Genomic DNA, 12,163 nt, shown 5'->3' on the forward strand with positions numbered 1-12,163 from the left:
GTGTTCGACTACGCACCCGCACCCGAGTCCCGCTCGATCGTCACCCTGCGCGACTCGTACGGCCTGTTCATCGACGGTGAGTTCGTCGACCCGGTCGACGGTGGCGCGTTCAAGAGCGTCAACCCGGCCACCGAGGAGGTCCTGACCGAGGTCGCCGAGGCCGGCACCGGCGACGTGGACCGGGCGGTGGCCGCCGCGCGGGCCGCGTACCAGCGGGTCTGGGGTCCGATGCCCGGCCGCGACCGGGCCAAGTACCTGTTCCGGATCGCCCGCATCCTCGCCGAACGCGGCCGCGAACTGGCCGTACTCGAGTCACTGGACAACGGCAAACCGATCCGCGAGTCCCGCGACGTCGACGTGCCGTTGGCGTCGGCGCACTTCTTCTACTACGCCGGCTGGGCCGACAAGCTGCCGTACGCCGGTTTCGGCCCGGACCCGCGCCCGCTCGGCGTCGCCGGGCAGGTCATCCCGTGGAACTTCCCGCTGCTGATGCTGGCCTGGAAGATCGCCCCGGCGCTGGCGGCCGGCAACACGGTGGTGCTCAAACCGGCCGAGACGACCCCGCTGACCGCGCTGCTGTTCGCCGAGATCTGCCAGCAGGCCGATCTGCCGCCCGGCGTCGTCAACATCGTCACCGGGGCCGGTGCCACCGGGCAGGCCGTGGTCGGCCACGCCGACGTCGACAAGGTCGCCTTCACCGGCTCCACCGACGTCGGCCGGCAGATCGCCCGCGCGGTCGCCGGCAGCCGTAAGAAGCTGACCCTGGAGCTGGGCGGCAAGGCCGCCAACATCGTCTTCGACGACGCGCCGATCGACCAGGCCGTCGAAGGCATCGTCGACGGCATCTTCTTCAACCAGGGCCACGTCTGCTGCGCCGGATCGCGGCTGCTGGTCCAGGAGTCGATCGCCGAGCCGCTGCTGGAGTCGTTGAAGCGGCGGATGGCCCGGCTGCGCGTCGGTGACCCGCTGGACAAGAACACCGACGTCGGGGCGATCAACTCGGCTGCCCAGCTGGACCGGATCCGTACCCTGGCCGCCGCCGGCAGCAACGAGGGCGCGCAGGCCTGGTCGCCGCCGTGCGAGCTGCCCGAGCAGGGCTTCTGGTTCGCACCGACCCTGTTCACCGGGGTCAGCCAGGCGCACCGGATCGCCCGCGAGGAGATCTTCGGCCCGGTGCTGTCCGTGCTGACCTTCCGCACCCCGGACGAGGCCATCGCCAAGGCCAACAACACGCCGTACGGGTTGTCGGCCGGGATCTGGTCGGAGAAGGGTTCCCGGGTGCTGTGGGCCGCCGACCGGCTGCGCGCCGGGGTGGTGTGGGCGAACACGTTCAACAAGTTCGACCCGACGTCGCCGTTCGGCGGCTACCAGGAGTCGGGCTACGGCCGTGAGGGCGGCCGGCACGGGCTGGAGGCGTACCTCGATGTCTGACAGTGGCGGCGTCGCCACCCGGGTGGCCGTACGCAAGACGTACAAGCTGTTCATCGGCGGGAAGTTCCCGCGCAGCGAGTCGGGACGGACGTACCAGGTGCAGGACTCCAACGTGGCGCTCGCCTCCCGCAAGGACCTCCGGGACGCGGTGGTCGCCGCGCGGGCGGCGGTCAAGGGCTGGTCGGGCGCGACCGCGTACAACCGGGGTCAGATCCTCTACCGGGTCGCCGAAATGCTGGAGGGCCGCCGCGAGCAGTTCGTCGCGCTCGGCGAGCCGGCCGACGAGGTGGACGCGGCGATCGACCGCTGGGTCTGGTACGCCGGTTGGTCGGACAAGCTTCCCCAGGTGTTCGGCGGCGCGAACCCGGTCGCCGGGCCGTACTTCAACCTGTCGACGCCGGAGCCGACCGGGGTGGTCGGGGTCGTCGCGCCGGCCGAGCCGTCGCTGCTCGGCCTGGTCAGCGTCGTCGCGCCGGTGATCGTCGGCGGCAACACGGCGGTGGTGCTGGCCTCGCCGACCCGGCCGTTGGCGGCGGTCACCCTGGCGGAGGTGCTGGCCACCAGTGACCTGCCCGGCGGGGTGGTCAACATCCTGACCGGCGCGGTCGCCGAGACCGCCCCGTGGCTGGCCGGGCACCTGGACGTCGACGCGCTCGACTTGACCGGGGTGGCCGATCCGGAGGTGGCGACCGAGCTGGAACAGGCCGCCGCTGGCAACCTCAAGCGGGTACTGCGCCCGGCGGCCGGTCCGGTCGACTGGCTGGCCGATCCGGGTACCCGACGGATGACCACGTTCCTGGAGACCAAGACCGTCTGGCATCCGAAGGGCAGCTGACCATCCGTCCGTCGGTCAGCCCGTCGGGTCAGGCCGGCTCGGGAATCGGTCCGGGGCCGTCCGGGTCGTCGTAGATCGGCGTCTCCGGGATCGGCTCCGGCTCGACCGGAGCCGGGGGCAGTGTGTCCGGGGTGTCCGGGGACAGCTCCCCCGGGTCGTCCGGCACCGGCGCGTCAGGGTCTATCGGCGGGTACGTCTCAGGTGCCGCTGGCTGCATCATGTCGGCACTTTTCCCGATTCCGACCGGCGGTAATCCTTCGGGTGGTGACCTGGTCAACTCGCTGTCGCCGGACGACCACCACGCCACCGCCACCCGCAGCTACCCGCGCCCCGGCCGCATCCCGGGTAGCGTGAACGTCTTCGTCGCCACCCTGCTCGACCCGGCCGACGGCACCTTCAAGCCGGTGCCGCAGCTGCGGGAGCTCTTCGCCGACGTCCAGACCCGGCCGGGACGCATGGTCAGTCGTTGAGTGCGGGCGACGCCGGGATCGGATGCGCGCCATCGGACGGTGCTGCGGCGTGTCGCGTCGATGGAGCGCAGTGGATCAAGAGACCACGGGTCAGTCCAAGGCGAAGGAGCCGGTCTCGATCTCGCCAGCCGGCTGGTAGGTGCACATCAGCACGCCGGTGCTGGATACCGAACTGCCGACCAGCCGCAACGCCGCCGGTGCGGTGCCGTCGCCGAACAGCCGCTTGCCGGCACCGACGACGACCGGGAAGGTCCAGATCCGGAACTCGTCGACCAGGCCGTGCCGGATCAGGGTCTGCAGCAGGTCGGCGCTGCCGTGCACCTGCAACTCGGGGCCGTCGGTGCGTTTGAGCGCGCCGACACCCTCGGCCACGTCGCCGTCGATCAGCGTCGAGTTGCGCCACCGCAGGGCAGGCCGGCCACGGGAGGCAACGTATTTGGTGGCGTCGTTGAGCGGCTTGGCGTCCTCTTCCGGGGCATTCGGCCAGTGGGCGGCGAAGATGTCGTACGTGCGGCGGCCGAGGACCAGGTCGAACGGCGTACCCATGGTTTCGCCCATGGTCTGGCCCATCAGCTCGTCCCAGTAGTTCACCGACCAGCCGCCGTGACGGAATCCGCCGTCGTCGTCTTCGCCGGGGCCACCGGGTGCCTGCATCACCCCGTCGAGGGTGAGGAACGTGTTGACGATGAGTCTGCGCATCGGATGACGACCTTTCGGATGGCTGGTGGCGGTCACGAGGTCGGCAGCTGGTCCAGCCATCGCTGCCAGGACTGCTCGGTGTGGACGGGTTCGGCGTCGGGGTCGAAGACGTGGTGGCTGAGGAACAGCGCGTTGCCGCGCTCGCGTCCGGAGTGGACGAAGCGGTAGAGCCCACCGGCGGTGCGTACGCCGAGGAACATCGACGGCGTACTCAGGTCGACGACGCCGTCGATCGGTGCCGTGCCGGGTACGGCGAGGCGCACCGGCGCACCTTCGGTGAGCGGGTGGGTCACGCCCAGCGAGGCGGCGACCGCCGGCCACACCCGGTCCGCGTCGCCGGCACCGGGCCGCAGCACGGTCACCGGGATCGCCGTGCGGCCCGGAAAATACCGCAGGTACGCGGCGAGGGTGCCCAGGTAGAGGTCCCAGCCGACCGTCATCGCCTCGTACTCGGTCTCCCAGTTGTCGCCGAGTACGCCGCTCTGCACCATCCGCAGCACAGTGCTGCCCTGGTCGCGGCCTTCGATGAGGTATTCGGTGGCCATGAACGAGCCGTCGTCGGCGGTAGCGGTACGGTCGGCGAACCGCTTGCCTGGTTCCCAGCCGACGATGGTGGCCTCGTCGGTGTGCCCGGCGATGGTGAGACGCGCCGTGCCGCCCTCCCGGGGCTCGATCTCGCTGCGGCCCATGAACCAGGAGTCGAGTCCGGGGCCGGTGGCGATGGCGTCCCACACCTGCTCCGGCGTTGCCGGCAGCTCGATTTCCTTGCGTAGCTCGAATTCGTGTCCCATCGCGGACTCAACCTTCCTGTGCGGTTCCGGTGCTCGGCGTCTCGGCGCTCGGGTGCAGGGCGACGACGAGGCGGTGCGACCGGCCACCGGGGACCGTTTCATCGTGGTATCTGGCGACCAGGGCGGTGACCGTGTTGGCCAACTCCTCGGCGAAGGCGGCCCGGTCGGCGGCCGAGGCGAAGCGGATCTCGCCGTCGACGGCGAAGGTCGCGACCCGCTTGTTCGCCCGCTCCGCGCCGGTGATCAGCGCGCCGACGTCGCGGACCAGCCGGGCGGCGACGGCGAGCAACCAGCGGGCGGAGAGCCGGTCGGGGGCCAGGGCCGGGTCCGGCGCGACGGCGGCGAGCGCGGCCGGTGAGATCACGTACGCACTGGCGGTGGCCCGCATGATCCGCTCGGTGACGTTGCCCTTGCGCCGCCGCTCGACCAACTCGACCAGGCCGTGCTGTTCCAACGCTTTCAGGTGGTAGTTGACCTTCTGCCGGGGCAGGCCGATCCGGGCGGCGAGCATGGTCGCCGAAGCAGGCTCGGCCAGCTCGGCGAGGATCCGGGCCCGGATCGGGTCGAGCGAAACCTCGGCCGCCGCCGGGTCCTCGATCACCGCTACGTCCAACATGCGACCCAGGCTGCCACCGAATATAAAAATTGTCAAGAAAGTAGAAGTGTTCGGTGAGCTGATCGTCGGTTACTCCCCAGCTCGACTGGCTGGGCAAGGTCAGCTCGACTGGCTGGGCAAGGTCAGCTCAACGACCGGTCAAGGCCGACTCGCTAGGCCCAGATCAACCGGCTAGGCCAGGTCGAGCGCGGGTAGGACGACCTGTTCCAGCACCGCGACCGGGGTGCGCCACTGATCGGGGTCGTCGTAGTTGCCGGCGGTCACGACGACGACGAGCTCCAGGTCGGGCAGGACGATCAGGCGCTGACCGCCGTTGCCCATCGCCGAGGCCGTCCGGTGACCGGCGACGGTCTGCAGATACCAGTGGTAGCCGTACTCGGCGGACCACCCGGTCGACAGACGCGGCTCGAGCATCTCGCTGATCCAGCTGGCCGGCACCAGTCGACGGCCGGCCCAGACCCCGCCGGCCAACACCAGCTCGCCGATCCGGGCCAGGTCACGCGGGGTCAGCCGCAGCCCGGACGCGGGCGAGGCCACCCCGTCGTCGCCGGCCATCCAGTGGAACTGCTCGACGCCGAGCGGCGCGAACAGCTTCGCCCAGCCGTACGCCTCCAACACCTGCCCGGTGCCGTCGGCGATCAGCTTGCCGAGCAGCGCGGTGGCGCCGCCGCAGTAGGCCCAGCGCTCGCCGGGTGGGCCGACGACCGGCCGCTCCAGCACGTACCGGTAGCGGTCCGGGGCGAGCTCCATGGCGATCTCACCGTTGTCCGGCGAGTCGTACGGCAGGTCCTCGCGCCAGTCCAGCCCCAGCGACATGGTCAGCGCGTGCGCGACGGTCAGCCCGGCCCGGTCCGGGTCAGCCGCCAGATCCGGGTACTCGGGAAACTGCCGCAGCAGCGGCTGCGCCGGGTCCGGAACCAGGCGCTCGCCGAGGGCGATGCCGTACAGCAGTGCGGTCACGCTCTTGGTGACCGAGCGCAGGTCGTGCAGCGTCGTCGGGCCGAACTCGACGACGCCCAGTGAGTCGCCCCAAGCGAAGTCGCCGCCGGTGCCGTAGTGCTCCCACAGGAGCTGTCCACCACGTACCACCACGACCGCGTGCAGCCCGTCGACCTGCCCGGCCTGGTCGGCCTCGGCCAGCAGCTCACCCATCCGACTTGTCGTCACACGCCACCCCCGTCACCGTCCAAGGAGGATATGCCAGACCGTCGATCCGCGCTGTCCGCTCCACTTCCCGCCTGGCGATCACATGGTGACGACGACCTTGGCGCGGGCGTGTTCGGTCTCGACGTATCGGATCGCGTCGGGCACCTCGCTCAGCCGGAACGTCCGGTCGACGACCGGGGTCACCGTACCCGCCTCGACCAGGTCCCGCAGCGTCGCCAGGTGCCCCCGGCCCGCCGTAGCCATCGGCGCGACGATGCGCTGACGGACGAAGCCGGCCACGATCCGGGCCCGGATGAACAGCGCCAACGGCCCGAGCAGGCTGCCGCCGGTCGACACTCCGCCGCCGCACAGCACCAGCGTCCCGGCCCGGGTCAGCACCCGCCGGCAGTCGGTCAACGACCGGTTGCCGACCAGGTCGAGCAGCACGTCGTAGCGGCGGCCGGCCCGGACGGCATCAGTACGGGTGAAGTCCTCCCGGGTGTAGTCGACGACGTGGTCCGCGCCGAGCGACCGGACCAGCTCCACGTTGCGGGTCCGGCACACCGCGGTCACGTGCGCGCCGTACGCCTTGGCCAGCTGCACCGCGAAGGTGCCGACCCCGCCGGACGCCCCGTTGACCAGGACGTGCTGCCCGGCCCGCAGCTCGGCGGCGTCCCCCAGACAGACCAGGGCGGTGGTGGCGGCCAGCGGCACCGCCGCCGCCTGCGCGAAGCTCAGGTTCGCCGGCTTCGCCTCGACCAGACGCTCCGCCACGCACAGGTACTCGGCGAACGCGCCGCCGGCGGGGCCGGCCTCGCCGTACACCTCGTCACCGGGGCGGAACCGGGTCACCGCAGCGCCGACCGCCTCGACCCGGCCGGCGAAGTCCTGACCGCGCACGGCCGCGCGGGGCCGGCGCAGCCCGAACGACAACCGGGCCAGGTACGGGTCGCCGCGCATCGCGTGCCAGTCGTACGCGTTGACCGAGCTGGCGTGCACCCGGACCAGCACCTCGTCGTCGCCGGGGGTCGGGGTGTCGACGTCGCGCAACCGCAGCACGTCGGGTGAGCCGTACCGGTCCTGGACCATCGCCTTCATCGCTGAATCTCCTCACTGGATTCGCTGATGGACACAGCATGTCGGCGAAGGCCGGGGCAGCACGTCGGTGCGGCGGCGGCACCACGACTGCGCCCGACGCGGTAGCACGGCGACGGACTACTCCCCCGGGCGTACGCCGGGCTGCCTCCGTCAGGGCTGCCGTAGTCGGCGCCCACCGCCTTACAGTCGGCGCATGACCCGGTCACACCCCGACACCGACACCGACACCGACGCGGGCGACTCGGCGGCCCGGCCGGGGTCGCGGCCCGGACCGGGCCTGGCGGTGCTGACCGCGATCGGGCAGCCGGTCGGGACCGCGATCGCCGCCAGTTGGCAGTCCGGCGGCGTCTCGATCATCGGGTACGCCCTGCTGGTGTTCAGCGGGCTGGCGCTGGCCGACCGGCACCGGTCCCCCCGGCGCAACTTCCTGATCGTGGTCGCCGCGACCCTGGCGTACCACCTGCTGGACCAGCCGGCCGGGGTGACGCTGCTGGCCCCGATGATCGCCGCGTCGGCGGCGCGCGCCGCCGGCCACCGCTGGCTGGTCGGGGCGGCGGCGGTGACGGCGTACGGCATCTGGGTGCTGGTCACCGGGGCGACACCGCGGCAGGCGCTGCTGGCGTTGGCGCTGATCGTCGCCGCCGGGCTGGTCACCGAGATCGGCACCCTCGTCGCCGACCGGGTCCGCGAGGGCGTCGCGGAGCAACGCCGGCTCTCCGAGGAGCGGCAGCGTCGCCGGGCCACCGAGCAACGGCTGCGGATCGCCGCCGAACTGCACGACGTACTCGGTCATCATCTGTCGCTGATCAACGTACGGGCCGGGGTCGGTCTGCACCTGATGGACCGCGACCCGGAACAGGCCCGCGCGGCGTTGGAGGCGATCGCGCAGTCCAGCGCGGAGGCGTTGCGCGAGGTCCGGACGATGCTCGACACGCTCTACCCGCGCGGTCAGGCCGCCCCGCGCGCCCCCGCACCGGGGCTGGACCGACTCGGCGAGCTGACCGACGACGCGGCGGTGCCGACCCGGACGGTGATCGACGGTACGCCCCGACCGCTGCCGGCGGCCGTGGACCGAGCGGCGTACCGGATCGTGCAGGAGGCGTTGACCAACGTGCGGCGGCACGCCGGTCCGGGTGCCGCCGCCACCGTCACCATCGGATACCGGCAGGATGCGGTGATGCTCCAGATCGACGACGACGGCGGCGGTGCGCCAGGGTCGGCTGCCGCCGCACCGGGTGCGGCTGCCGTGGCGGCTCTTGCCCCGGCGGGTAACGGCATCACCGGGATGCGGGAGCGGGCCGCAGCGCTGGGCGGCGAGGTGACCGCCGGTCCCGCGCCGGACGGCGTCGGCGGCTGGCGGGTACGGGCCCACCTGCCACTGGATCCTGACTCGCGGGCTGAGGAGACATCGACGTGATCCGGGTGCTACTGGTCGACGATCAGGTGCTGGTCCGGGCCGGGTTCCGGGCGCTGCTGGCCGCCGAGGGAGACATCGAGGTCGTCGGTGAGGCCGGTGACGGCGCGCAGGCGGTCAGGTTGGCCGGGCAGACCCGACCGGACGTGGTCCTGATGGACATCCGGATGCCCGGGGTGGACGGGTTGACCGCCACCCGGCAGATCGCAGCCGACCCGCGACTGTCCGAGGTACGGATCATCGTGCTGACCACGTTCGAGCTGGACGAGTACGTCGGCGAGGCGCTGCGCGCCGGGGCGGCCGGCTTTCTGGTGAAGAACACGCAGCCGGCCGAGCTGATCCAGGGGGTACGGGTGGTCGCAGCCGGCGACGGTCTGCTGTCGCCGAGTGTGACCCGGCGGGTGATCGAGCAGTTCGCCGCCCGTACCGCCGCTCCGGCCGCACCCCGGCGGTTGGCCGAGCTGACCGAGCGGGAGCGGGAGGTGGTGGCGTTGGTCGGCACCGGGCTGTCCAACGACGAGATCGCCGCCCGGCTGGTGGTCAGCCCGGCGACGGCGAAGACGCACGTGTCCCGGGCGATGGTCAAACTCGGTGCCCGGGACCGCGCCCAGCTGGTCGTGTTCGCGTACGAGGCCGGCCTGGTCCGCCCCGGCTGGTTACCCTGATCCGTAGATGCCACTGCTCTTGTAGCATAGTGGCATGCTCTACGCGATGCCGCAGCTCGACGCCGCCGACCGGCGGGTGCTGCACGAGTTGGACCAGATGCGTGCCGACCTGCGGCTGCAGCTACGGTCCACCCCACGCTGGGCGGGTCAACTGCGGCGGAGCCTGTTCGCCGCCGCGATCCAGGGCTCGAACACCATCGAGCACATCACGATCAGCGGTTCGGACGCCCGAGCACTTGTCGAGCAGGCGCCCATGTCGGCGGAGACCAGCGACGAGGTCCGCCAGGCGGTCGTCGGCTACCGCGATGCGATGACGTACGTGCAGCAGACGCCTGAGTTGGACTTCTTCGAATACTCGCAGACTCTGCTCTCGGCCTTGCACTTCATGATCACCAAGTATCAGCCGGCGAAATGGCCCGGCCGTTATCGGACCGGCGGGATCTTCGTAACCAGTGCCGACCCGCTGGAGCCCGTGTACACCGGCCCGGACGCGGAACGGGTCCCCGGGCTGATGGGCGAACTGGTCGACTGGCTCCGCCACGGCGACCTCGACGCGCCGGCGTACGCGCGAGCGGCGATGGCCCACCTGAACCTCGTCGGCATCCACCCCTGGCGCGATGGCAACGGGCGTACGGCCCGCGCCCTGCACACCCTGGTGCTGGCCCGCACCGGCGAACTCGCCGCCGAGTTCTCCTCGATCGAGGAGTGGCTGGGCGAGCAGATCAACACGGTCCAGTACTATGAGGCACTGCGGTCCGCTCAGGACGGCAGCTTCCAACCGGATCGCGATGCCCACCCCTGGCTGCGGTTCGTGCTGGCGGCGCATCACCGGCAGGCGCAGCGGGTGAAACGGCGCTCCGAGTGGACAGTTCGACTGTGGATGGATTTGGAACGCCTCACCGAGCAGCAGGGCCTGCCCGGACGGGTCGTCTCGGCGCTCTACGCCGCCGCCGCCGGCGAGCTACGGCGGACCACGTATCAACAGGACGAAGGCCTCAGCCGCGATCAGGCCATCCGCGACGTGCAGGCGCTGACCCGCGCCGGCCTGCTGACGCCGCGCGGCAACGCGACCTCCCGGGTCTATCTGCCCGCCGGGGCGGCGGCCGAGATCGCCCAGGCCGCGACCGCAGCCGTACGCGGGCCGGGCCGCGACCCCTACCAGTAGCCACTCAGGGGATCACCTGGGGAGGGTGCTGTTCGGTGTACCAGGCGGGCGGTTCGGGTGCGGCGGTGGTAGCGGTGATCCCGCCCCAGCGGTCGCGGCAGACGTACGACAGGTCGGCGTGAATCCAGACGCCGTCGTTGTCGCGCAACACCGGCCGGCAGCAGTGCCGGCACGGCGCGACCCTCGGGTACGGCGGCGTGACCGGGGTGCCGGTCACGGTAGTGCGCCGTCAGCGTCGCCGGTGCCATTGGCGTCGCCGTCGCCGTCGACCCAGCACAACCCGCCCAGCCCGGCCGCCCGGTGGAACCCCGGGTGGTGGCGGACCTCCGCGCACACCTCACCGTCCGGGCCGCGTACGCCGCAGAACAGCGGCTCGTTGACGTTCCACGCCTCTGCCCGGGACAGCAGCGGCGCGTGCTCACCCAACTCCGGACACAGGATGGTCAGCCCTTCGGCGTACGCGACGGCCTGCTCCCGCGCGGTGTCGAAGTCGACGGCGGCGAACGTCAGGTGCAGCGTGTACCGGCCACGCCGGTCGTACCGCAGCCAGTCCGGCAGGTTGCCGATCCCGCCCGGACCGTCCCCGCTGCCGTTGACCCGCGCTGCCGGGCGGCGACGCTCACGCTCGTTGAGGTAGCGGTTGACCAGCGCTTCGGCGTGCCCGGCCGGGCCGACCTCGGGGCCGAGGGCGTGCGCGACGGCGGCCCGCGCCGGTTCGGACAGGTCAGCCCGATCGAGTACGGCGAACAGGTCCCGGTTGCGCTGCGTCGGATCGAGGGTCGGGTCGGTCCAGCGTGCTGAACGGTTGTCGGTCACGGACACCTCCAGGCAGTGGCGACATCATCCTGCGCTCAGGATGCATCCACGTACAAAAAAATACAACGTCGCAATGAACTTCCGTTTGGGAAATCTCTAGTACATACTTCGATCGAACTCACATCGCCGCTGCCAGACCCGGATGCACCCGGAGGTGTTCTCGTGGCACAGGTTCCGAGCCCGACGATCCGCGCTCGCCGGTTACGCCGGGAGCTACGTCGGCTCCGCGACGCGGCCGGTCTGACGGCCGAGGAGGTCGCCCGCCGCTTGGGCTGGCACCGCACCAAGGTCATCCGGCTCGAACACGGCCATTCACGGATAACGCTCAAGGACACCGAGCAAATGCTGGCCCTCTACGAGGCGTCCGACGAGGACCGCGAGTCCTTGACCGCGCTCGCCAAGCAGGCCAGGCAGAAGGGCTGGTGGAGCGCGTACGGCGACGTACTGCCCGACGACTACGTCGGATTCGAGGCGGAGGCCACCGCGATCAGCAGCTTCCAGAGCCTGTACGTGCCAGGACTGTTGCAGACCGAGGAGTACGCCCGCGCCATCATCCACGCCGGGCGCAGCACCGCCGACGCGGACGAGATCGACCGGCGGGTCGCCGCCCGGCTCGCCCGCAAGTCGCTGCTGTCGCGGGACGTGCCGCCGAGGCTCTGGATCGTCCTCGACGAGGCGGCAATCCGCCGGGTCGTCGGTGGCCCGAAGGTGATGCGTAACCAGCTCACCCGGCTCATCGATGCCTGCGCCCAGCCGTCGATCGAGCTGCAGATCGTGCCCTTCGGGGCAGGCGCGCACGCCGCCATGGCCGGCCCGTTCACCATCCTCGGCTACGCCGACCCGATCCTCGACCCGCCCATCGTCTACATCGAGAACGATGCGAACACCCTGCTGCTGGAGGAGGACACCCACGTGGCGCGATATAAACTCATGTTCGATCATCTGTGCGCCAAGGCCATGGACCCGGACGAGTCCGGCAGGTTCCTGGCTCGGGCGGCAGAGGAGCTTCCCGACTGA

15 protein-coding genes are annotated in these 12,163 nt (G+C 71.2%); 7 read left to right on the top strand and 8 right to left on the bottom strand.

The annotated features are described in order from the left end of the window. The gene (locus ACN28F_RS10245; protein ID WP_289211101.1) at positions 1 to 1,431 is read left to right on the top strand and encodes an aldehyde dehydrogenase family protein; all 1,431 of its coding nucleotides are present in this window, start codon (positions 1 to 3) and stop codon (positions 1,429 to 1,431) included. After that, complete coding sequence (locus ACN28F_RS10250; protein ID WP_421357554.1) at positions 1,424 to 2,266, top strand: aldehyde dehydrogenase family protein; 843 nt, start codon at positions 1,424 to 1,426, stop codon at positions 2,264 to 2,266. The genes ACN28F_RS10245 and ACN28F_RS10250 overlap by 8 nt, the downstream gene beginning before the upstream one ends. A 28-nt stretch (positions 2,267 to 2,294) precedes the next feature. Here ACN28F_RS10250 and ACN28F_RS10255 read toward each other — a convergent pair whose 3' ends face one another. Further along, positions 2,295 to 2,486 (bottom strand): hypothetical protein, encoded by a 192-nt coding sequence (locus tag ACN28F_RS10255; RefSeq protein WP_289207799.1) that lies wholly within the window; start codon positions 2,484 to 2,486, stop codon positions 2,295 to 2,297. Here ACN28F_RS10255 and ACN28F_RS10260 point away from each other — a divergent pair. Continuing rightward, entirely contained in the window at positions 2,485 to 2,736 is a 252-nt protein-coding gene (locus tag ACN28F_RS10260) for a hypothetical protein (RefSeq protein WP_421357555.1), read from the top strand. The genes ACN28F_RS10255 and ACN28F_RS10260 overlap by 2 nt on opposite strands. Before the next feature lie 90 nt (positions 2,737 to 2,826). Here the strand turns inward: ACN28F_RS10260 and ACN28F_RS10265 are convergent, their stop codons facing one another. The 5 genes from ACN28F_RS10265 to ACN28F_RS10285 all read right to left on the bottom strand — a co-directional run bounded on the left by ACN28F_RS10265 (position 2,827) and on the right by ACN28F_RS10285 (position 7,086). Beyond that, positions 2,827 to 3,435: a dihydrofolate reductase family protein gene (locus ACN28F_RS10265; RefSeq protein WP_421357556.1), complete on the bottom strand. Its 609-nt coding sequence runs from the start codon at positions 3,433 to 3,435 to the stop codon at positions 2,827 to 2,829. Between the two features lie 32 nt (positions 3,436 to 3,467). Next, positions 3,468 to 4,226, bottom strand: coding sequence for an SRPBCC family protein (locus ACN28F_RS10270; protein WP_289207802.1), 759 nt, complete (start codon positions 4,224 to 4,226; stop codon positions 3,468 to 3,470). A 7-nt stretch (positions 4,227 to 4,233) separates the two neighbouring features. Beyond that, a complete protein-coding gene (locus ACN28F_RS10275; RefSeq protein WP_289207803.1) occupies positions 4,234 to 4,842 on the bottom strand; it encodes an ArsR/SmtB family transcription factor in 609 nt (202 codons plus the stop codon). Positions 4,843 to 5,013: 171 nt separating this feature from the next. Continuing rightward, complete coding sequence (locus ACN28F_RS10280) at positions 5,014 to 5,994, bottom strand: serine hydrolase domain-containing protein (RefSeq protein ID WP_421357557.1); 981 nt, start codon at positions 5,992 to 5,994, stop codon at positions 5,014 to 5,016. Between the two features lie 93 nt (positions 5,995 to 6,087). Further along, entirely contained in the window at positions 6,088 to 7,086 is a 999-nt protein-coding gene (locus ACN28F_RS10285; RefSeq protein ID WP_289207805.1) for an NAD(P)-dependent alcohol dehydrogenase, read from the bottom strand. 193 nt (positions 7,087 to 7,279) lie between these two features. Here ACN28F_RS10285 and ACN28F_RS10290 point away from each other — a divergent pair, with 193 nt between their 5' ends. From ACN28F_RS10290 to ACN28F_RS10300, 3 genes are read left to right on the top strand one after another with little or no spacing between them, the layout of a single operon-like run. After that, positions 7,280 to 8,503, top strand: a complete 1,224-nt coding sequence (locus tag ACN28F_RS10290) for a sensor histidine kinase (RefSeq protein WP_421357558.1) — start codon at positions 7,280 to 7,282, stop codon at positions 8,501 to 8,503. Continuing rightward, positions 8,500 to 9,165, top strand: a complete 666-nt coding sequence (locus ACN28F_RS10295) for a response regulator transcription factor (RefSeq protein ID WP_289207807.1) — start codon at positions 8,500 to 8,502, stop codon at positions 9,163 to 9,165. Before ACN28F_RS10290 ends, ACN28F_RS10295 begins: the two co-directional genes overlap by 4 nt. A 34-nt stretch (positions 9,166 to 9,199) precedes the next feature. Next, positions 9,200 to 10,330, top strand: coding sequence for a Fic family protein (locus ACN28F_RS10300; protein ID WP_281553284.1), 1,131 nt, complete (start codon positions 9,200 to 9,202; stop codon positions 10,328 to 10,330). 4 nt (positions 10,331 to 10,334) lie between these two features. Here ACN28F_RS10300 and ACN28F_RS10305 read toward each other — a convergent pair whose 3' ends face one another. Beyond that, on the bottom strand, positions 10,335 to 10,547 hold the full coding sequence (locus ACN28F_RS10305; protein ID WP_421357559.1) for a hypothetical protein: 213 nt from the start codon (positions 10,545 to 10,547) through the stop codon (positions 10,335 to 10,337). Next, positions 10,544 to 11,146 carry a hypothetical protein gene (locus ACN28F_RS10310; protein WP_421357560.1) on the bottom strand — a complete coding sequence of 201 codons (603 nt, stop codon included), beginning with the start codon at positions 11,144 to 11,146 and terminating at the stop codon, positions 10,544 to 10,546. The genes ACN28F_RS10305 and ACN28F_RS10310 overlap by 4 nt, the downstream gene beginning before the upstream one ends. A 162-nt stretch (positions 11,147 to 11,308) precedes the next feature. Between ACN28F_RS10310 and ACN28F_RS10315 the strand changes: the two genes are divergently transcribed. Then, on the top strand, positions 11,309 to 12,163 hold the full coding sequence (locus tag ACN28F_RS10315) for a helix-turn-helix domain-containing protein (protein WP_421357561.1): 855 nt from the start codon (positions 11,309 to 11,311) through the stop codon (positions 12,161 to 12,163).

Source organism: Solwaraspora sp. WMMA2101 (genome assembly GCF_049179175.1).
In the GTDB taxonomy this organism is placed as follows: Bacteria; Actinomycetota; Actinomycetes; order Mycobacteriales; family Micromonosporaceae; genus Micromonospora_E.